Origin of the sequence: Streptomyces sp. NPDC059743 (assembly GCF_042732975.1) — a bacterium.
Lineage (GTDB): Bacteria > Actinomycetota > Actinomycetes > Streptomycetales > Streptomycetaceae > Streptomyces.
Genome location: NZ_JBHWGS010000006.1, coordinates 15,899 through 33,922, shown reverse-complemented (window position 1 = coordinate 33,922; position 18,024 = coordinate 15,899). Strand labels below are relative to the sequence as shown.

The 18,024-nt window shown below is 70.5% G+C and carries 17 protein-coding genes; 12 read left to right on the top strand and 5 right to left on the bottom strand.

Annotated features, from left to right (window positions below; translation table 11 throughout):
* Positions 1–172: 172 nt before the first annotated feature.
* Both ACFV6H_RS12735 and ACFV6H_RS12730 read right to left on the bottom strand, forming a co-directional pair.
* Positions 173–460: a hypothetical protein gene (locus ACFV6H_RS12735; RefSeq protein ID WP_384980011.1), complete on the bottom strand. Its 288-nt coding sequence runs from the start codon at positions 458–460 to the stop codon at positions 173–175.
* Positions 461–533: 73 nt separating this feature from the next.
* Entirely contained in the window at positions 534–1,322 is a 789-nt protein-coding gene (locus ACFV6H_RS12730; protein ID WP_384792088.1) for a PspA/IM30 family protein, read from the bottom strand.
* 293 nt (positions 1,323–1,615) lie between these two features.
* Here ACFV6H_RS12730 and ACFV6H_RS12725 point away from each other — a divergent pair, with 293 nt between their 5' ends.
* The 4 genes from ACFV6H_RS12725 (at position 1,616) to ACFV6H_RS12710 (ending at position 6,274) form a co-directional block, all read left to right on the top strand.
* Positions 1,616–2,212, top strand: coding sequence for a DUF3043 domain-containing protein (locus ACFV6H_RS12725; protein WP_384792085.1), 597 nt, complete (start codon positions 1,616–1,618; stop codon positions 2,210–2,212).
* A 50-nt stretch (positions 2,213–2,262) separates the two neighbouring features.
* Positions 2,263–3,006, top strand: coding sequence for a class I SAM-dependent methyltransferase (locus ACFV6H_RS12720; protein ID WP_385541591.1), 744 nt, complete (start codon positions 2,263–2,265; stop codon positions 3,004–3,006).
* Between the two features lie 305 nt (positions 3,007–3,311).
* Positions 3,312–5,042, top strand: a complete 1,731-nt coding sequence (locus ACFV6H_RS12715; RefSeq protein WP_385541589.1) for an ABC transporter ATP-binding protein — start codon at positions 3,312–3,314, stop codon at positions 5,040–5,042.
* Between the two features lie 125 nt (positions 5,043–5,167).
* Positions 5,168–6,274 carry a S1C family serine protease gene (locus ACFV6H_RS12710; RefSeq protein ID WP_385541104.1) on the top strand — a complete coding sequence of 369 codons (1,107 nt, stop codon included), beginning with the start codon at positions 5,168–5,170 and terminating at the stop codon, positions 6,272–6,274.
* Positions 6,275–6,568: 294 nt separating this feature from the next.
* On the opposite strand, the gene ACFV6H_RS12705 is transcribed toward ACFV6H_RS12710, so the two are convergent.
* Positions 6,569–6,772, bottom strand: coding sequence for a hypothetical protein (locus ACFV6H_RS12705; RefSeq protein ID WP_093592692.1), 204 nt, complete (start codon positions 6,770–6,772; stop codon positions 6,569–6,571).
* Between the two features lie 93 nt (positions 6,773–6,865).
* Between ACFV6H_RS12705 and ACFV6H_RS12700 the strand changes: the two genes are divergently transcribed.
* Positions 6,866–8,080, top strand: coding sequence for a bifunctional adenosylcobinamide kinase/adenosylcobinamide-phosphate guanylyltransferase (locus ACFV6H_RS12700; protein ID WP_385541101.1), 1,215 nt, complete (start codon positions 6,866–6,868; stop codon positions 8,078–8,080).
* Positions 8,081–8,753: 673 nt separating this feature from the next.
* Entirely contained in the window at positions 8,754–9,809 is a 1,056-nt protein-coding gene (cobT, locus tag ACFV6H_RS12695; protein ID WP_385541587.1) for a nicotinate-nucleotide--dimethylbenzimidazole phosphoribosyltransferase, read from the top strand.
* A gap of 95 nt (positions 9,810–9,904) precedes the next feature.
* Here cobT and ACFV6H_RS12690 read toward each other — a convergent pair whose 3' ends face one another.
* Positions 9,905–10,177 (bottom strand): hypothetical protein, encoded by a 273-nt coding sequence (locus ACFV6H_RS12690; RefSeq protein WP_385541099.1) that lies wholly within the window; start codon positions 10,175–10,177, stop codon positions 9,905–9,907.
* A gap of 73 nt (positions 10,178–10,250) precedes the next feature.
* On the opposite strand from ACFV6H_RS12690, the gene ACFV6H_RS12685 reads away from it, so the two are divergent.
* Positions 10,251–10,832 carry a hypothetical protein gene (locus tag ACFV6H_RS12685; protein ID WP_385541097.1) on the top strand — a complete coding sequence of 194 codons (582 nt, stop codon included), beginning with the start codon at positions 10,251–10,253 and terminating at the stop codon, positions 10,830–10,832.
* Between the two features lie 391 nt (positions 10,833–11,223).
* On the opposite strand, the gene ACFV6H_RS12680 is transcribed toward ACFV6H_RS12685, so the two are convergent.
* Positions 11,224–12,135 (bottom strand): LysR family transcriptional regulator, encoded by a 912-nt coding sequence (locus ACFV6H_RS12680; protein WP_385541095.1) that lies wholly within the window; start codon positions 12,133–12,135, stop codon positions 11,224–11,226.
* Positions 12,136–12,404: 269 nt separating this feature from the next.
* Between ACFV6H_RS12680 and ACFV6H_RS12675 the strand changes: the two genes are divergently transcribed.
* From ACFV6H_RS12675 to ACFV6H_RS12655, 5 genes are all read left to right on the top strand, one after another.
* Positions 12,405–13,037: an NADPH-dependent F420 reductase gene (locus tag ACFV6H_RS12675; RefSeq protein ID WP_385541093.1), complete on the top strand. Its 633-nt coding sequence runs from the start codon at positions 12,405–12,407 to the stop codon at positions 13,035–13,037.
* A gap of 92 nt (positions 13,038–13,129) precedes the next feature.
* Positions 13,130–14,068: an SDR family oxidoreductase gene (locus ACFV6H_RS12670; RefSeq protein WP_385541091.1), complete on the top strand. Its 939-nt coding sequence runs from the start codon at positions 13,130–13,132 to the stop codon at positions 14,066–14,068.
* 78 nt (positions 14,069–14,146) lie between these two features.
* Positions 14,147–14,806, top strand: coding sequence for an NADPH-dependent F420 reductase (locus ACFV6H_RS12665; RefSeq protein WP_385541585.1), 660 nt, complete (start codon positions 14,147–14,149; stop codon positions 14,804–14,806).
* Positions 14,807–15,274: 468 nt separating this feature from the next.
* Positions 15,275–17,050: a phosphatidylglycerol lysyltransferase domain-containing protein gene (locus tag ACFV6H_RS12660; RefSeq protein ID WP_384980032.1), complete on the top strand. Its 1,776-nt coding sequence runs from the start codon at positions 15,275–15,277 to the stop codon at positions 17,048–17,050.
* A gap of 60 nt (positions 17,051–17,110) precedes the next feature.
* Positions 17,111–18,019, top strand: a complete 909-nt coding sequence (locus ACFV6H_RS12655) for an adenosylcobinamide-GDP ribazoletransferase (RefSeq protein ID WP_385541088.1) — start codon at positions 17,111–17,113, stop codon at positions 18,017–18,019.
* The last annotated feature ends 5 nt before the right edge of the window (positions 18,020–18,024 follow it).

Sequence of the window (18,024 nt, the reverse complement as noted above, 5' to 3'; positions counted from 1 at the left end):
TACGGGGCGCCGTCAACGGTACGGCGTGCGGCGACGGCCGGAGGTGCCCAGGACGGCGAGTGCCCCGCGCCGTCGGTGGCGCGGGGCACAGGGAGTCGCTGGAGTGCGAGAAGTGCGGAACGTACGGAAGAGGCGCTCCGGACCGGGAGACCGGGCCGGACCGAGCGGCGGATCAGGGCCGGACCGAAGGGATCAGGCCCTCGTCGTCGAGCAGCGCGCGGACCTCCTCCAAGGTCGCGCCCGGCGCGGGCAGGATCAGCTCGGACGGCGCCAGGGCGTCGTCCGGCAGCGGCTCGCCGAGCTCGCGCACCGTGGCCAGGAGGGCGTGGAAGGTACGGCGGAAGCCGTCCTCGTCGCCGCCCCTGACCTCGGCGAGCAGTTCGTCGTCGAGCGTTTCCAGTTCGGCGAAGTGGCTGTCCGCCAGCTTCACCTGGCCCTCCCCCATGATCCGTACGATCATGACGAGTCCCTACTGCTCGGTCCCTACTGCCGGGACGCCGGATCACTGCTTGTCGAACCGGATCACTTCTGGATCACTGCTTGTCGAACTTGCCCAGATTCGGCGGGACGTCCTCGGGCTCGGCGGAACCGGACTCGATCGCCTGCTTCGGCGCCGAACCGCCCGCCAGCTCCGCCTTCATCCGCTGAAGCTCCAGCTCGACATCCGTACCGCCGGAGATCCGGTCCAGCTCGGCGGCGATGTCGTCCTTCGCCATCCCGGAGTGGTCGTCCAGCGCGCCGGAGGCCAGCAGCTCATCGATCGCGCCGGCCCGCGCCTGGAGCTGCGCGGTCTTGTCCTCGGCCCGCTGGATCGCCATACCGACGTCGCCCATCTCCTCGGAGATGCCCGAGAAGGCCTCTCCGATCCGGGTCTGGGCCTGCGCCGCGGTGTAGGTGGCCTTGATGGTCTCCTTCTTCGTACGGAAGGCATCGACCTTGGTCTGGAGGCGCTGCGCGGCGAGCGTCAGCTTCTCCTCCTCGCCCTGCAAGGTCTGGTGCTGTGTTTCCAGGTCGGTGACCTGCTGCTGGAGCGCCGCACGGCGGGAGAGCGCCTCGCGCGCCAGATCCTCCCGGCCGAGCGCCAGTGCCTTGCGGCCCTGGTCCTCCAGCTTGGTCGACTGGCCCTGCAACTGGTTGAGCTGCAATTCCAGCCGCTTGCGGGACGTCGCCACATCGGCGACCCCACGGCGTACCTTCTGGAGCAGCTCAAGCTGCTTCTGGTACGAGTAGTCAAGGGTCTCGCGCGGATCCTCGGCCCGGTCGAGGGCCTTGTTCGCCTTCGCGCGGAAGATCATCCCCATACGTTTCATGACACCGCTCATGGGCTTCGCGCGCCCCCTTCTGACGGACTCCGCTTCCAGCACTCCAACAGAACCCACAGTACGGGCCCTGCCTCTATTACCGCACTGTTCGAGTGCGGATGCGCTCCTCCCCAAGGACGACTGCTCCCGGCCCCTGCTCCGGCGCAGGGAGTAGATGACCATCAGGGAGAGCGCCGACCGCGTCCTCTCTGTCCCGGTACGGTCGCACTGTCCTACGTAAGGACGCGGGCCGTTGCGGGATCGTTCCCCGGCGGGGTGGGGTCCAACCACGACACCCCGTACCCTTGGGCTTTGTGTTCCGTAGCCGTTCCAAAGAAGAGAAGGCCCCCGCCACCCAGGTGACGCCGGACTCCTCCACGCAGCCCCGCGACCCGCAGGCCCCCAAGGGCCGCCCGACTCCCAAGCGGAGTGAGGCGCAGACGCAGCGGCGTCGTGCCTCCACGACGCCGACCGACCGCAAGACGGCCATGAAGCGCCAGCGCGAGGCGCGCCGCGTGGACCTGGCCCGCCAGCGCGAGGCGCTGGCCAGCGGTGACGAGCGCTTCCTGCCCGCCCGTGACAAGGGCCCGGTACGGCGCTTCGTGCGCGATTACGTGGACTCCCGGTTCTGCATGGCGGAGTTCTTCCTGCCGCTCGCCGTGGTGATCCTCGTACTGAGCATGGTCCGGGTCGGCCAGCTCCAGAACATCGCGCTGCTGCTGTGGCTGGTCGTGATCGTGCTGATCGTGGTGGACTCGGTCGGTATCTGGTTCCGGCTGCGCAAGCAGCTCGCCGAGCGCTTCCCGGACACGCCCAAGCGCGGTGCCGTGGCCTACGGCCTGATGCGTACGCTCCAGATGCGCCGACTCCGGCTGCCCAAGCCGCAGGTCAAGCGCGGAGAGCGGCCCTGAGCGCGGAGATTCCCGGTTTCGCCGGCGGTTCGGCGAACTGGCTCGCCGAGCTGGGCGGGCTGCGCAATGTCGTACGGCAGGAGCTGGTCGCGCGCCAGCTCGACGAGCAGATAGCCGGCCGCTTCCCGGTGGGACAGCGGCTGCGTGTACTGGATGTCGGGGCAGGGCAGGGCACCCAGTCCCTGCGGCTGGCACGCGCGGGACACACGGTGACCGGACTGGAGTCCGACGCCGGAATGCTCGCCAAGGCGCGGGAGACACTCGCCGGCGAGCCTGCGGGCATACAGGAGCGCGTCCGGCTGATCGAGGGCGACGGCCTGGAGACCGGCGTCCACTTTCTGCCCGGCAGCTTCGACGTGGTGCTCTGCCACGGTGTGCTGATGTATGTCGGCGAGCCGGACGCGATGCTCGCGGGCCTGGCCAGAATGCTGGCGCCGGGCGGTCTGCTCTCACTGCTCGTACGGAACGGCGACGCGCTGGCGCTGCGGCCGGGGCTGGCCGGGGACTGGCCGGGCGCGCTGGAGGCCTTCGAGGCGGACACGTACACCAACCGGCTGGGACTGCGGGTGCGCGCGGACCGGCTGGACCGGCTGACCGCGACGCTGGCGGGAATCGCGGCGCCGCTGCACGCCTGGTACGGCGTACGGGTCTTCACGGACGGAGCGCCCGACGGTACGGAGCCGCCGTCCGGCGAGGAACTGGACCGGCTGCTGGCGGCGGAGGACCGGGCGGGACGTACGGAACCGTACCGCCGGGTCGCCGCGCTGCTGCATCTGTGCGGGGTGCGCGGCTGATGTGTGAAGTACGCGGCTGAGTCAGGCGACGGGGCCTGTGCCGCGTCCTCACGAAGGTGACCAGTGTGGAGAACGGCGGCAGAGCCGATGACGCGCGCGAGAGCGTGCGGGAACGTGCGGAACATAAACGTACGGAACATGCGGAACATACGGGCGAGCGGGATTTACCAACGGCATCAGCGGTACCAACAGGCGCGATAGCCCCGGGCTCCCCAGGCGCTCCTGGGAGCCCGGCGGATACGAAGGAAGCCTCGGACGGGCCACCGGAGACGCCCAAGCTTTCCGCCGGCGAGACCTGGCGGGCCCTGTACCGGCACTTCCGGCCGCACCGCCGGATCGTCGCCCTCGGCGGCTTCCTCGCGCTGATCGGCGCCGCGACCGGACTGGCCCAGCCGCTCGCCGCCAAGGCCCTGGTGGACCGGCTCGGCGACGACGGCTCCATCACCGGGATCCTGCTGCTGCTCACGCTTCTGGTGGTGGCGGGCACGGCGATCGAGGCGGTCGCCTCGTATCTGCTGGAGCGGACGGCGGAGTCCGTCGTCCTCGCCGCCCGCCGCACGCTGATCGGACGGCTGTTGCGGCTGCGGCTGCCCGAGGTGGAGCGGACCCAGCCGGGCGATCTGATGTCCCGGGTCACCTCGGACACCACGCTGCTGCGCGCGGTGACGACGCGGTCGATCGTCTCGGCGGCCACCGGCGGCCTCACCTTCCTGGCGACGATCGCGCTGATGGGTGTGATGGACGCGGTGCTGCTCGGCGTCACGCTCGGCGTGATCGTGCTGATCGGCGGCGCCGTGGCCCTGGTGATGCCGAAGATCGCGCAGGCGACACGGCGTTCGCAGGAGGCGGTCGGCGAGATATCCACGGTGCTGGAGCGTGCCTTCGGCGCGTTCCGTACGCTCAAGGCCTCCGGCGCGGAGGACCGGGAGAGCGCCGTGGTGGCGGCGGCGGCCGAGCGGGCGTGGCAGCACGGCGTACGGTCCGCCAAGTGGCAGTCGGTCGCCGGATCCTCGGTCGGACTGGCCGTACAGGTGTCGTTCCTGGCGGTGCTGGGTATCGGCGGCGCGCGGGTGGCCTCGGGCGCCATCACCGTCTCGACGCTCGTCGCCTTTCTGCTGTATCTGTTCTTTCTGATCGATCCGGTGTCGAAGCTGGTCGAGGCGGTCACGCAGTACCAGGTGGGATCGGCGGCCGTCGCCCGGATCGAGGAGGCGGAGCGGCTGGAGACGGAGACGCTGGAGGCCGATGGGCCGCCGGAATCCGGAACGCCGTCGGGTGCCGGTCCGGACCACGGTCCCGCGACGGTGGTCTTCGAGGACGTCAGATTCCGCTACCGGGACGGTCTCCCGTATGTCCACCACGGTGTCTCCTTCGAGGTGCCCGGCCCGGGGATGACGGCCTTCGTCGGCCCGTCCGGCGCGGGAAAGACGACGGTCTTCGGACTGATCGAGCGGTTCTACGAGGCGAGCGGCGGCCGGGTCCTGGTCGACGGCAAGGACGTACGGGAGTGGCCGCTGACCGAACTGCGCGCCGCCATCGGCTATGTCGAGCAGGACGCGCCCGTACTGGCCGGGACGCTCCGCGAGAATCTGGTCTTCGCCGCGCCGGACGCCTCCGACGCGGAGATACACGAGGTGCTCGTACGGGCCAGGCTGGACGGGCTCGTGGAGCGGCTGCCGGACGGCCTTGAGACACTCGTCGGCCATCGTGGCTCCAAGCTGTCGGGCGGCGAGCGGCAGCGGGTGGCGATCGCACGGGCGCTGCTGCGCAGGCCCCGGCTGCTGCTCCTGGACGAGGCGACCTCGCAGCTCGACGCGGTCAACGAGATGGCGCTGCGGGACGCGGTGGCGGAGGCGGCCCGCAGTGTGACGGTGCTGGTGGTGGCGCACCGGCTGTCGACGGTGACGCTGGCGGACCGGATCGTGGTGATGGACGCGGGCCGGGTACGGGCGGTGGGCACGCACGACGAACTGGTGGCGAACGATCCGCTGTACGGAGAGCTCGCGGCGACGCAGTTCCTGGCGGCGGCGCGCTGAGCGGGCTGCGGGCCGCAGCTTGGGTGTGCGGAGGTGTGCGCCGATCAGGGAGTCCCGTCCGCTCCACCCCCTGATCGGCGGCGTATCACAGGCCGTCACAACAGGGCGAAAGGGATACTCCGGGCATGAATGCTTCCCTTCGCCCGGCCCGGACCGCCCGGATCCGCACCGCCCGGATCTGCGCGGTCGCACTCGTGGTCGCCCTGGTCGGCGGGTGCAGAGGCACCGCGCCAGGCGCGGACGGCGCACTGTCCGTTTCCACGACGTCCACGGCGTCCACGCCCAAGCCCGCCGCCGCGCAGCGCTCGGCCAACAGCCTCCAGAGCGACTACGAGACCGTGATCAAGAACGTACTGCCGTCGGTCGTCCAGATCGACACGGGAAACGGTCTGGGCTCGGGCATCGTCTACGACGACAAGGGCCATATCGTCACCAACGCCCATGTGGTCGGCAAACAGCGGACGTTCGGGGTGACGGTGGCCAACAGCGAGCAGCTGCTGGCGGCCCGGCTGGTCTCCAGCTTCCCGGAGCAGGATCTCGCCGTCGTCAAGCTCGACAAGATCCCGAGCGGACTGAAGGCCGCGGCGTTCGGTGACACCTCGAAGGTCGCGGTCGGCCAGATCGTGCTGGCCATGGGCTCACCGCTGGGGCTGTCGGGCAGTGTCACACAGGGCATCGTCTCGGCGGTCGGACGGACCGTCAGCGAGGGTGCGAGCGGCGGCGGTACGGGCGCCACGATCGCCAACATGGTGCAGACGTCGGCGGCGATCAATCCGGGCAACAGCGGTGGCGCGCTGGTCAATCTGGACAGCCAGGTGATCGGTATCCCGACGCTGGCCGCGACGGATCCGCAGCTCGGCAACTCGGCCGCGCCCGGCATCGGATTCGCGATCCCGGCGTCGATGGTGCGGACCGTCGCCGACCAGATCATCAAGAACGGCAAGGTCACGGACTCGGGCCGGGCGGCCCTCGGGATCACCGGCCGTACCGTACTCGGCGCGGACTTCCAGCCGGCGGGTGTCGCGGTGGTCTCGGCCACGAAGGGCGGCGCGGCCGAGAAGGCGGGCATTCGGGCCGGGGACATCATCGTCAAGGTCGGCGACACCCGGATCACGACGATCACCTCACTCGCGGAGGCGCTCGCGCCCGCCAAGCCGGGACAGAAGGTCAAGGTGACCTATGTCCGGGCGGGCGGCACGAAGACGACGGAGGTCACGCTCGGCGAGATGTAGGCGGTACGCCGTGCGGTGACGCCGTACGGGCATGAAGACGCCCGCGGCCGACCGGTCGGTCCGGGGGCCGCGGGCGTCCCGCGTGTGCGGTCGGCTCTCGCTCAGGCCCTAGGGCCTCTCGTCTGGATCTTGCCGGGCTCGCGTGCCCTGGCACCGCGCCTCGCCGCGTTGTCGTCAGTCGCCTACGCTCCGCGTGGGCTCCCTCCTCCGCCTTGCGATCCACGGCACCAACGCCGACATCAGCCGCTCCCGCGGCGGGCGCTCCCTGATCCGGCCAGATCCAGACGAAAGACCCTAGTCAGCGCGCAGGCTCATCGGGCCGTAGATCTTGCTGCCGTCCTCGAACAGCGACACCTGCTCGGCGCCGCCGCTCAGCAACTCCTTCCACGCCTCGCCGATCCACGACTCGGCGTCTCCCTGCGTGGTGAACTCCTCCGGCTCCACCGCAGGCGGGACCTCCGTACCGTCGGCCTTCTCGAACCGCCACGTCCACGCCATATGCGCCTCCCGGGTCCCGCGGAACTGATCGATTTCCTGCCCGCAGCGTAGCCGGGCGCGCACCCTCGGCGGTGACACGGGAGGATCATCCCCGTGGAACTGACTCTGCTCGGCACCGGAGCCCCCGCCGGGCTTCCTCGTCCTCACTGTCCCTGCGCCGCCTGCGCGACCGCCCGTGGCGAGCGGGCCCGTGCCGCGACCGCGCTGCTGGTGGACGGTGTGCTGCTGCTGGACCTGACGCCGGGCGCCGCGCTCGCCGCGGCCCGTGCCGGGCACTCGCTCGCGGGCGTACGGCAGGTCCTGCTCACCCATCCGCACGACGGTCCGGCGCTGGAGCTGCCCGCCGGGCTGCCCGCGGCGGGACGGGTGGCGGACGGGCGGGTGCTGACGTTGCTCAGCGGACACCGGGTACGGGCGGTGGCGATGGACGCGCCGGGCACCGGGTACGAGGTGACAGGGCCGGGAGGCGAGCGGCTGCTCTATCTCCCGCCGGGCGGTGCGCCCGCCGGAGTACCGGACAACGGCCGCGCGGCCACGGCTCCTTCTCCTTACGACCTGGTGGCCGCGGATGTCACCGGGCGGCCCGACGCGGTGGCACGGCTGCGGGCGGCCGGGACGGTCGGTCCCGCGACGGCGGTCGTCGCCGTCCATCTCGACCATGACGTACCGCCCGGCGACGAGCTGGACCGGCAGCTCGCGGCGGCGGGCGCGCGCGCCGTCCCGGACGGTACAACGCTGACGGTCGGCGCGTACCACCCGGGCCCGGAAGTGCCCCGGCGCACGCTGGTGACGGGCGGCGCGCGCTCCGGCAAGTCGTGGGAGGCGGAACGGCGGTTGGCGGCGTTCCCGGGCGTGCTGTACGTGGCGACGGGCGGTCGCCGCGAGGAAGACGCCGAGTGGACGGCCCGCGTCCGCGCCCACCGCGAACGACGGCCCGGCTCCTGGCGCACCGCCGAGACCTGCGACCTCGTACCGCTGCTCGCGGAGGAGGGACCGCCGCTGCTGATCGACTGCCTGTCGCTGTGGCTGACCGACGCGATGGACCGGGTGAACGCGTGGGACGACACGGCGTGGACGTCGGGCGGCGAGACGGCGCTGCGCCGCCAAACCGCGTCGCTGGCCACCGCGATCCGCGAGACCCGGCGCACGGTGGTCCTCGTGACGAACGAGGCGGGATCGGGCGTGGTCCCGGCGACGGCGTCGGGCCGCCGGTTCAGAGACGAACTGGGCCGGTTGAACGCGGCGGTGGCAGACGAGTGCGAGTCGGTTCTGCTGGTGGTAGCAGGCCAACCGCTCACGCTGCGCTGAGCAGCCGCGTGTCCGTCCGGTGACCGTTCCGTCCTCAATCGCCGGACAGGCTGGTTTTTCCGGCCTGCGGCCGGTGGCGCGGCTGGGCTGGCCCCTGCCGGACGGGCATCCGGCACCGGGGTTACCGGTTCCGTCCTCAAACGCCGGACGGGCTGGATATGCGGCCTCCGGCCGAAGTACGGCAAGGAGCTGGCCCCTCCGAGCAGGAACCCGGCGCCGGGGCCGGCCGTTCCGTCCTCAAACGCCGGACGGGCTGGGTAGGTGCCCGGCACCGGGCGGAAACCCGGCGTGCGGCGGGAGGGGGGCGGGGTCGGAGGAGGTGCGTGTCCGGACACTAAAGCGTGATTTGTGCCGCACACGAAACCTGTACCTGACAGCCGGTCCGCACGCGGCGTAAATCATGCCGTCCGGACATGTACCTCCGGAGGCCCCGACACCCGCACCCACCACCCACCGCACCCCGCGCCGCAGGCGCGCACCGCACCCCGGCCGGCAAAACCAAGCCCGTCCGGCGATTGAGGACGGAACCGCCAACCCCGTCACCGGATGCCCGTCCGGAAAGGGCCGGCCCAGCCGCGCCACCGGCCGCAGGCCGGAAAAACAAGCCCGTCCGGCAATTGAGGACACGGCACCGCAGCCCAGCCACAACACACCCCGGTAATCTTCAGAGGTGCTGAACCTCGATGACTTCTCCGATCTGATCGAGCGTCCCGACAGCGGGACGCGGCGGGACGCCGAAGCGCGGCGCGAGCGGCTGGTCGTGCCGCCCGGCGCGCTCGGGCGGCTCGACGAGCTGGGCGAGTGGCTCTCCGCCGCGCAGGGTTCCGTACCGGTCAAGGCCGTGCGCCAGCCCCGCGTCGTACTGTTCGCGGGCGATCACGGAGTCGCCGGTCTCGGGGTGTCGGGACGGCCGGCCGGTGGTGCGTACCGGCTGGTGCGGGACGTGCTGGAGGGCGCGAGTCCCGTCGCCGTGCTGGCCCGCCGGGCCGAGGTACCGGTGCGGATCGTGGACGCCGGGCTGGACTGCGATCCGGAGCTGCTGCCCGAGGAGGTCGTAAGGCACCGGGTGCGGCGTGGCAGCGGGCGGATCGACATCGAGGACGCGCTGACCATCGAGGAGGCCGAGCGGGCCGTACGGCTCGGGACGGCGATCGCCGACGAGGAGGCGGACTCGGGCACGGATCTGATCGTCCTCGGGGATCTGAGCGTCGGCGGCACCACACCCGCGTCCACGCTGATCGCCGCGCTGTGCGGCACGGACGCGTCCGTGGTCACCGGGCGCGGCGGCGCGGGCATCGACGACCTGGCGTGGATGCGCAAGTGCGCGGCGATCCGTGATGCGCTGCGGCGGGCCCGTCCCGTCCTCGGCGACCAGTTGGAGCTGCTGGCGAGGGTGGGCGGCGCGGATCTGGCCGCGATGACGGGCTTTCTGCTCCAGAGCGCGGTACGGCGGATGCCGGTGATCCTGGACGGTGTGGTCTCGGCGGCCTGCGCACTGGTCGGCCAGCGGGCCGCGTTCCGCGCGCCCGACTGGTGGCTCGCCGGGCAGATGAGCGGTGAGCCCGGCCAGGCGAAGGCGCTGGACCGGATGGCGCTCACGCCGTTGCTCGACCAGGGCATCACCGTCGGCGAGGGCGCAGGCGCGCTGCTCGCGCTGCCGCTCGTCCAGGCCGCCGCCGCCCTCGCCGCGGAGCTGCCGGAGCGGGAGTCTTCTGCGAACCGCGTCTGAGCATCGACTGACTCGTACCGTTCGCGGGCAGGCGGTCCAGTAAGACGAATCATTCATGCGCTCTTTGATGCACTCGCGCACAGCCCCAACATCGGTTATTTCGTAGAGTGATTGAGCTGCTGCATTCCGCTTGTGTTCACTGCGGACAGGTCAACCGCCGAGTCCTGCGGGTCGAGGTCACTGACACGCTGGCCGACTGGACGGTCCTTGCCGGGCCCACCTTGACGGTCGTCGAGGACGTGGACGGCTTCCTCCATCACCTGCGCTTCGGCCGGGCCCGCGCGGAATCGACCACGAAGACGTACGCAGGTCACCTCAAGCGCTTCCACGCCTGGTGCGGCGAGCACGAGCGACGCCGAGGTCATCACCCGCCAGCAGGATCACCTGCGGCGCGAATCCCCGCACTGGTTCCACGAAAACGGCCGGCCCCGCTCCACCCGCATGGTGCTGTTTCCCGCCCCTCGCCGCTCCCGTGCCAACGCGCTCGGCGAGCGGCCGTACGACAGCAGCACGATCGGCTACTGGCCGGAGACCTGGCTCGACCAGTTCGCCGTGGCCGACGAGCACGGCAAGCCCTTCGACCCGGCACGGGTGTTCCCCTACGCCTTCCGGCACACCTACGCCCAGCTCCGCGCCGACGTCGACGTCGACGTCGGCGTCGGCGTCGGCGTCGGCGTCCCGCTCGGCATCCTGCAAGTCCTCATGGCCCACCAGGACCCCTCCACCACGCAGGTCTACTACCGGCCCTCGCACCCCCCGGCGGGTGGAAGCGGTGCGCGCCATCGCCGCCAGGTACCAGTTCGACCTCACCGGCGGCCGGGTCCGCGCTCGCAACCCCGACGACGACCTTGCGCACGCTACGCGCCCACGAACTGGGCGCCCGCCTCCGCGATGGCCTGGGCGCCCGCTCGCTGCGCGACACGGAGATGGAGGAACTGCGCGAGCAACGAGACGCAGCACTCGCAGCCGGCCGCCAAGCAGAGACCGCCATGCAGGCACTCCGCAACGTCAACCAGCGGCTGATGGTCGAGAACAGCCGGCTGATCGCCGCAGATGCTCCGGAACCACCCCGGACAGCCCCAGCCACCCGCAAGCCGCCCGAACGGCGGACTGCAGGTCGTCGAGAGCTGGAACTCCGCCAACGACAAGATCTTCCACGGCCGCGAGAGCGTCCTCACCGGCGCCGACCGCGAGCACGCCGAGGTCTCCATGCTACGAACGGCGGACCGTCGGCGATCAGACGACTTGAGCCGCGTCCGCGGCGCGTACTTCCAGTCGGTCTCAGGTGCTTCCGGGCTCCCTCGGACAACTGCCGGCCGAAGAACGGAACCGTCTCAGAGTTCAGCCGCAACAGCGCCACTCCGTCAGGCCATTTCACTCTTCAGCGCATGATGAACGGGGTCAGTCGAACTGCTCAAGCGTGCCTTGTGACGGCATCGCCACCAAGCTGCCACATCTCGTAGTTCCCGCATTCTGCCGTGATCTCGGCCGTCGACTGAGCCGCAGTGACGAAGTCATCTACTACCGGTGAGGTGTGAGATGCCGCCACCGCGAGGCATACCTGGTCGGGCGCCAGATCCGGGATGGGCACAAAGACGACGTCCGGATGCGAGTAGAACACGGACGCCGAACGGGCCAGGAAGGAGATGCCCCGGCCGGCCGCGACATGCTCGAGCGTCTCGTCCACCCCGCGCACCGGGTACCCGGCATTGGGGAGCGGGCGCTTGGTGGGCTGCGTGCTCGGGTCACCGTGCCAGACCAGCGGTTCGCCGGCCAGGTCGGCCTCGGTGACCTCCTCCTTGCCGGCAAGCCGGTGTCCGGCGGGCAGTACCGCTAGCCGCGGCTCGGTGTACAGCGGGGTGATGCGCAGGCCGGCCTCGTCGATGGGCAGCCGCACGTAGCCGACGTCGATGCGGCCGTCGAGCAGCATCGCAGCCTGGTCGTCCCCTTCGATCCGCTGCACGTCCACGACCACGTCCGGATGCCGGTCCTCGAACGCACGGGCCGCCGGGGTGACGGCAACGCCGGCCCGGAAACCGACCATCAGCCGCCGCTTGCCGCCGGCGGCCGCGGACACCCGGCGGCGGACCGCGTGGGTTGAGGCGAGCAGCGGACCGGCGTCGGCCAGCAGTTGCCGGCCCGCATCTGTCAGCTCCACGCCGTGGCGATCCCTCGTGAACAGCGAGGCGCCGAGATCCTGCTCGAGCGCACGGATCTGCCGGCTGAGCACCGGCTGCGCGATGTGCAGCTCATCGGCGGCGCGGCCGAAGTGCAACTGGTCGGCCACAGCGACGAAATAACGCAGTTTGCGCAGGTCCAGATCCATGGCGCCTCCCAGTCGGTGATGCCTCCAGGGTATCACCACGGCTGAAAGAAGTATTGGACGCCCACTCAGGCCAATGGCAACCTGAATAGGTACCTAATAGTCCGAGCGAATTCGGCACAAGAATTCGACATCGGAATGCCCAGGCCCAGAATGAGCACATCAGGAATTGAATGCCCCCCATCGGGTCATTCGACGGCGTCGACGACACAACCGTTAACAACGACGGGGTGGGCATGGCGTCCTATCCAGTTCCAGAAAGCAGGAACTCCATGAGCGGCATCAGCATTATCGGCCTGGGGAACGTGGCCCGCGCACTGGCCGCCCGGGCGCTCGCCGGCGGCAACGCAGTCGAGATCATCGGCCGCGACCCGGCCAAGGCCAAGGAATTGGCCACTGCGCTCGCCGGCGCCACTGTCGGGACGGCCGGCACCGCCCCGGCCGGGGACATCGTTGTCCTCGCCGTGCCGTACGCCGGCGCTGCGGCGGTTGTGAGGGAGTACGGGGACGCACTGCGCGGCAAGATCATCGTTGACATCACCAACCCCGTAGCCCCCGACCTACAGGGCTTTGTCGTCCCCGACGACAGTTCCGGCGCACAGGAGATCGCCAAGGCGGCTCCCAACGACGCGCATGTCGTCAAGGCGTTCAACACTGTGTTCTCCCACGTTCTGGAGGCCGGCCCGGCCGAGGATCGCCCTCTGGACGTGTTCATCGCCGGCGACGACGCGCAGGCGAAGGCACGCGTGTCGGCGTTCGTCGAGAGCCTGGGGCTGCGCCCCTGGGACACGGGGGAACTGTTCATGGCGCGGGCACTGGAGAACGTCGGCCTGCTGGAACTGGGCCTCATGAACCACTCCGTCAAGCACACCAATTTCTCCCTCGGCATCACCCTTCTCGGCTGAGAACACCCCTTACCCCTACCTTTCGTGCCGCGTTACGCCAGTTCACTTGCGGCACGAAAAGACCCTGCACCTACCCTCACAAGGACAATCAGATGCGCGTATTCGTCGCCGGGGGGACCGGCCATTCCGGTTCGTACATCATCCCCGAGCTCATCGCCGCCGGGCACGAGGTCACCGGCCTGGCCCGGTCGGACGCTTCCGCGGCGGCCCTGTCCGCGCTCGGCGCGAAGGTGCGTCGCGGCGACCTTCAGGATCTCGACGGGCTCAAGGAGGCAGCCTCGGGTTCCGATGGCGTCATCCACGTGGCCCACAGGCAGGATCTGCTGCCCTCCGGTGGGATGGACGCCGTGGCCGCTGCGGAGCTCCCCATCATGCTCGCGTACGGCGAGGCGCTGGCGGGAACCGGAAAGCCGCTGGTCACGGCGGGGAGCATTGGCTCACCCGGGCAGCACCTGGGCCGGCCGGCCACCGAGGAGGACCCGGCCCTCCCCGCCGGCGAGGAGCACAAAGGCACCCTGCGGATCCGCAACGTCGTGGAAAGGGCCGTGGTCGACCTCGCCGAGCAGGGGGTGCGGTCTTCGGTCGTGCGGATCGCCAACATCGCACACAGCACGACCGATCGCGCCGGCTTCCTCCCCACGCTGATCGCGCTCGCGAAGGAAAAGGGGTTCGTCGGCTACCACGGCGACGGCGCGAACCTGTGGAACGCCGTGCACATCCGCGATACCGCCACCTTGTTCCGCCTGGCGCTGGAGAAGGGGCCGGCCGGCAGATACTGGCACGCGGTGGGGGACGGGGCCATCCCGTTCCGCGAGATCGCCGAGGCCATCGCCGGCCGCCTGGGCCTGCCCGCCGTGAGCGTTCCCAACGATGTCCTGATGACGCCGGGGTACTTCGGGTTCCTCACGAATATCGTCACGCAGAGCTACCCGGCGTCCAACCTCATCACCCGCCGGACCCTCGGCTGGGAACCCGCCCGGCCCGGCCTGCTCGCCGATCTGGACAACGGCCACTATTTCCCCGCCGGCTGACAGCGGGAACCGGGATCGAAACGAGCCCGGCAACCGGCAAGTTCGGCTCTTATGAAGGACGTTGAGATAATGACGACTGTGGGATTCATCGGAAGCGGAAGCATCGGCAGGACCCTCGCACGACTCGCCGTCGGGGCCGGGCACCATGTGGTGCTCAGCAACTCGCGCGGTCCCGAAACGCTCGTGGACACGGCCGCGGAACTGGGGCCGCGGGCGTCCGCGGCGACGAGCGAGGAGGCCGCGGCGGCCGGTGACATTGTCGTGGTCACGGTGCCGGTCAGCGCCTTCCCCCACGTGCCCGCCGCGCCACTGGCCGGGAAGACGGTCATCGACACCTGCAACTACGGCCCCGAGCGTGACGGGCACATCCCCGAGCTCGACAGCAAGTCCCTCACCTCAAGCGAGCTGCTTCTGCGATACGTCCCCGACGCCCTGCTCGTAAAGGCGTTCAACAACATCTTCTTCAAGCACCTGCTGTCACTCGCCCGCCCGGCAGGGGCGGCCGACCGCTCCTACCTGCCGATCGCCGGAGACTCCGCATCGGCGAAGGCGGCGGTGACCGAATTCATCGACTCCATCGGCTACAGCGTGGTGGACGCGGGAACGCTGGCCGACAGCTGGCGGCAGGGGACGGGCACGCCGGTATGGGGAACACCGTACGGGCCGTACTCGAACGAGAAGGGCCGGCCGGTCGGCGAGGACGCCATCCGCGCGGCACTGGCCACCGCAACGCGGTAACCGTCGTGCTGAACAGCCTCAGCGCTCTGCCGGACAGCTCAGACGAGACGATCGGGGCGGCAGCAGTCGATCGGCGGGGCCGTCGTCACGGATGACGCCATGCTCGCCGTCGCGCTCCACCTCTGCGACCAGGAACTGAGCCTGCGGGAGATCGCCGAGCGGCTCGTCAACTTTCCGCGTAATACGGCCTGCCGAGCGGCGAGTGGCCGACGCGGGTCAACCATGGACCGCCGACTCATGCCAACGTGCCAGTGAGTCAGCCCTTCCACCCACAGGTGAAGCATGCCGTGAACTGCTGCGACGAGCTATTCCGGTACGCAGAACCGGCCCAACGAGGAGACCGCCGAGGAGTCCGTCAAGGCCGAGGAAGGCACGGCCGGCTGAGGTGTCGGCAGATGCGCCGGGCCGTCGCCACTGACGGCGGTCTCAGCCGCCCCATGGAGCGAAATGCCCCATATGATCGTTTTCATGGGAGAAGTCCGTCTGGCTGTCGATCGATCGAGCCGAGGCACCGACCGTTCGCGGCGCGCCGCGGCGTTCGCCGTCTGGTATCTGCGCGCCGTCACCTTCGTCAACTTCCTCAGCGCTGTCTGGGTCTCCCTCGGCCAGGACCTGCGGCGCCACAACACCGACAACTACTTCACCCCGTATCTGCTCACCGCGGGCTTCGCCTCGGGCGTGTTCACGCTCTTCCTGGCGGTCACCATGCGCCGCCGCAAACGCGCGGCCTGGATCCTCAATCTCGTGCTCTCCGGGCTCTTCCTGCTGCTCTTCGCCTTTGTGATGGACTTTCCGGAGATCAGGCGCTATCCGCAGAACTGGATCTCGCTCGCCCTGTCCGCCGCCTTCGTCTGCGCCCTGCTGCTCGGCCGGCCCGAGTTCTACGCGAAGGGCGACCGGTCCAATCCGAAGCTGGCCGCGGCCGTGGCGGCCGGCGGACTGCTCGTCACCTCGCTGGTGGCCGCCCTGATCGTCACCGTCACCAACACCGCGCGCGGCGGTTCGACCTTTCCCGAGCGCTGGCGCTACGGAGCGACACGGCTGGTCTCGCTGACGGCGGACGAGGCGCGGTTCCCCGGGATCACCACTCCCGGCTGGGCCAATGTCGCCATCAACGTCCTCTCCACGCTGCTGCTGCTCGCCGTGGTGTACGCGGCCTTCCGCTCACGGCGCGCGGTCGATCCGCTCACGCCGGTGGACGAGGCGAAGCTGCGTCTGCTGCTCGACAGATACGGCGAGCGCGACTCCCTGGGCTACTTCGCGCTGCGCCGCGAGAAGAGCGTCGTATGGTCACCGACCGGCAAGGCGGCCATCACCTATCGCGTCGTCGGCGGTGTCTCCCTGGCCTCCGGCGATCCGATCGGCGATCCGGAGGCCTGGCCCGGCGCGATCGTGCCCTGGCTGGCCGAGGCCCGTGAGCACGGCTGGATCCCGGCCGTCATGGGAGCGGGCGAGGAGGCGGGCACGATCTATGCCCGGTACGGTCTCGACGCGCTGGAGCTGGGAGACGAGGCGATCGTCGAGACGGCCGAATTCGCTCTGGAGGGACGCGCGATGCGGACCGTGCGCCAGGCGTACAACCGGGTCGCGCGGGCCGGCTATCGGGTCCGTATCCGACGCCACGAGGACATCCCGGCCGATGAGATGGCGGAGCTGCTGCGCCGCGCCGACGACTGGCGCGACGGCGCCACCGAGCGCGGCTTCTCGATGGCGCTCGGCCGGCTCGGCGACCCGGGCGACGGCCGCTGTGTGATGCTCGAATGCTGGGACGGCGAACCGGGCGGAGAACAAGGGCGGTTGCGTGCCGTGCTGAGCTTCGTTCCCTGGGGCCCCAAGGGCCTCTCCCTGGATCTGATGCGCCGTGACCGCGACAGCGAGAACGGCCTCATGGAGTTCATGGTCATCGAACTCCTCCAGCGCGCCGCGGAGATCGGGATCGCCCAGCTCTCGCTCAACTTCGCCATGTTCCGATCGGTCTTCGAGCGTGGCGGAAAGCTGGGCGCGGGACCTGTGCTGCGGCTCTGGCGCGGGCTGCTCAGCTTCTTCTCGCGCTGGTGGCAAATCGAGTCGCTCTACCGCGCCAACGCCAAGTACCGGCCGATCTGGGAACCACGCTTCATGCTCTTCGAGAAGAGCGCCGATCTGCCGCGCATCGGCCTCGCGGCAGGCCGCGCGGAAGGCTTTCTGGAGACACCGGGACTCCCGCGCTGGCTGCGCCGCCGCCGGCTGGAGTCCGGACGGTGACGCGGTGACCGCCGCCGCTTCGGCCTCTCCGGCGTTCGCGGGCCGGGCTACGCTCGCGCGATGACCTCTCTGGACGACGGAGCTCCGGGCGACGGAGTCGGCATACCGGCCGACGGCGCGAACGGCGAGCAGGAGCAGCAGCACGAGCAGGAGCAGGAGCAGGAACGGGAACAGAAGAACGGACAGGACGCGCGGGCCTCGGTCGGTGACGGCCTGCGGTTCGCCTTCGGCACCCTGACCGTTCTCCCGGTCCATGTCACCCGCTGGGACCGCCCGGCCGCCCGCGCCGGAATGCTGTGCGCGCCGGCCGCCGGAGCGGTGGTGGGCCTGAGCGCGGCGGCCCTCGGCGGTCTGCTCCTGCTCGTGGGCGCCGCGCCGCTGCTCGCGGCCGTGGCCTCCGTCGCCGTACCCGCCGTCCTCACGCGCGGTCTGCATCTCGACGGTCTCGCCGACACCGCGGACGGACTCGGCAGCGGCCGGCCGGCCGAGGACGCGCTGCGGATCATGAAGCGCTCCGACATCGGCCCGTTCGGCGTGATCACCCTGCTGCTCACACTGCTGGCCCAGATCGCCGCGGTGTCCGAGCTGTACGGCGAGAGCTGGGCCCGAGGCGCGGTGGCGGTCGCCCTGGCGGGGATCACGGCACGGCTCGCGCTCACTCTCGCCTGCCGTACGGGCGTACCTCCGGCCCGTCCCGACGGGCTGGGCGCGGCGGTAGCGGGCACGGTGCCGGTACGGGCCGCCGCCGTCACGGCACTCCTCGTCACGGCTGCCTGCACAGCGGCGGGCGCGGTCTTCGGGATCTCCGGCGCCGTGCACCACGCACTGGCGGTCCTGGCCGCCCTGGGCGGCGCGTGGCTGCTGCTGCGTCACTGCGTACGGCGCTTCGGCGGAACCACCGGCGATGTCTTCGGCGCCCTCGCGGAGACGGCCACTACCGCGGCCCTCGTCGTACTGACGCTCGGTTAAGGACC

Coding starts and splice junctions, on each gene's coding strand:
- ACFV6H_RS12660 (WP_384980032.1), top strand. CDS start 15,275: ATGGGAGAAGTCCGTCTGGCTGTCGATCGATCGAGCCGAGGCACCGAC.
- ACFV6H_RS12705 (WP_093592692.1), bottom strand. CDS start 6,772: ATGGCGTGGACGTGGCGGTTCGAGAAGGCCGACGGTACGGAGGTCCCG.
- ACFV6H_RS12730 (WP_384792088.1), bottom strand. CDS start 1,322: ATGAGCGGTGTCATGAAACGTATGGGGATGATCTTCCGCGCGAAGGCG.
- ACFV6H_RS12710 (WP_385541104.1), top strand. CDS start 5,168: ATGAATGCTTCCCTTCGCCCGGCCCGGACCGCCCGGATCCGCACCGCC.
- ACFV6H_RS12670 (WP_385541091.1), top strand. CDS start 13,130: ATGCGCGTATTCGTCGCCGGGGGGACCGGCCATTCCGGTTCGTACATC.
- ACFV6H_RS12680 (WP_385541095.1), bottom strand. CDS start 12,135: ATGGATCTGGACCTGCGCAAACTGCGTTATTTCGTCGCTGTGGCCGAC.
- ACFV6H_RS12735 (WP_384980011.1), bottom strand. CDS start 460: ATGATCGTACGGATCATGGGGGAGGGCCAGGTGAAGCTGGCGGACAGC.
- ACFV6H_RS12655 (WP_385541088.1), top strand. CDS start 17,111: ATGACCTCTCTGGACGACGGAGCTCCGGGCGACGGAGTCGGCATACCG.
- ACFV6H_RS12685 (WP_385541097.1), top strand. CDS start 10,251: ATGGTGCTGTTTCCCGCCCCTCGCCGCTCCCGTGCCAACGCGCTCGGC.
- ACFV6H_RS12675 (WP_385541093.1), top strand. CDS start 12,405: ATGAGCGGCATCAGCATTATCGGCCTGGGGAACGTGGCCCGCGCACTG.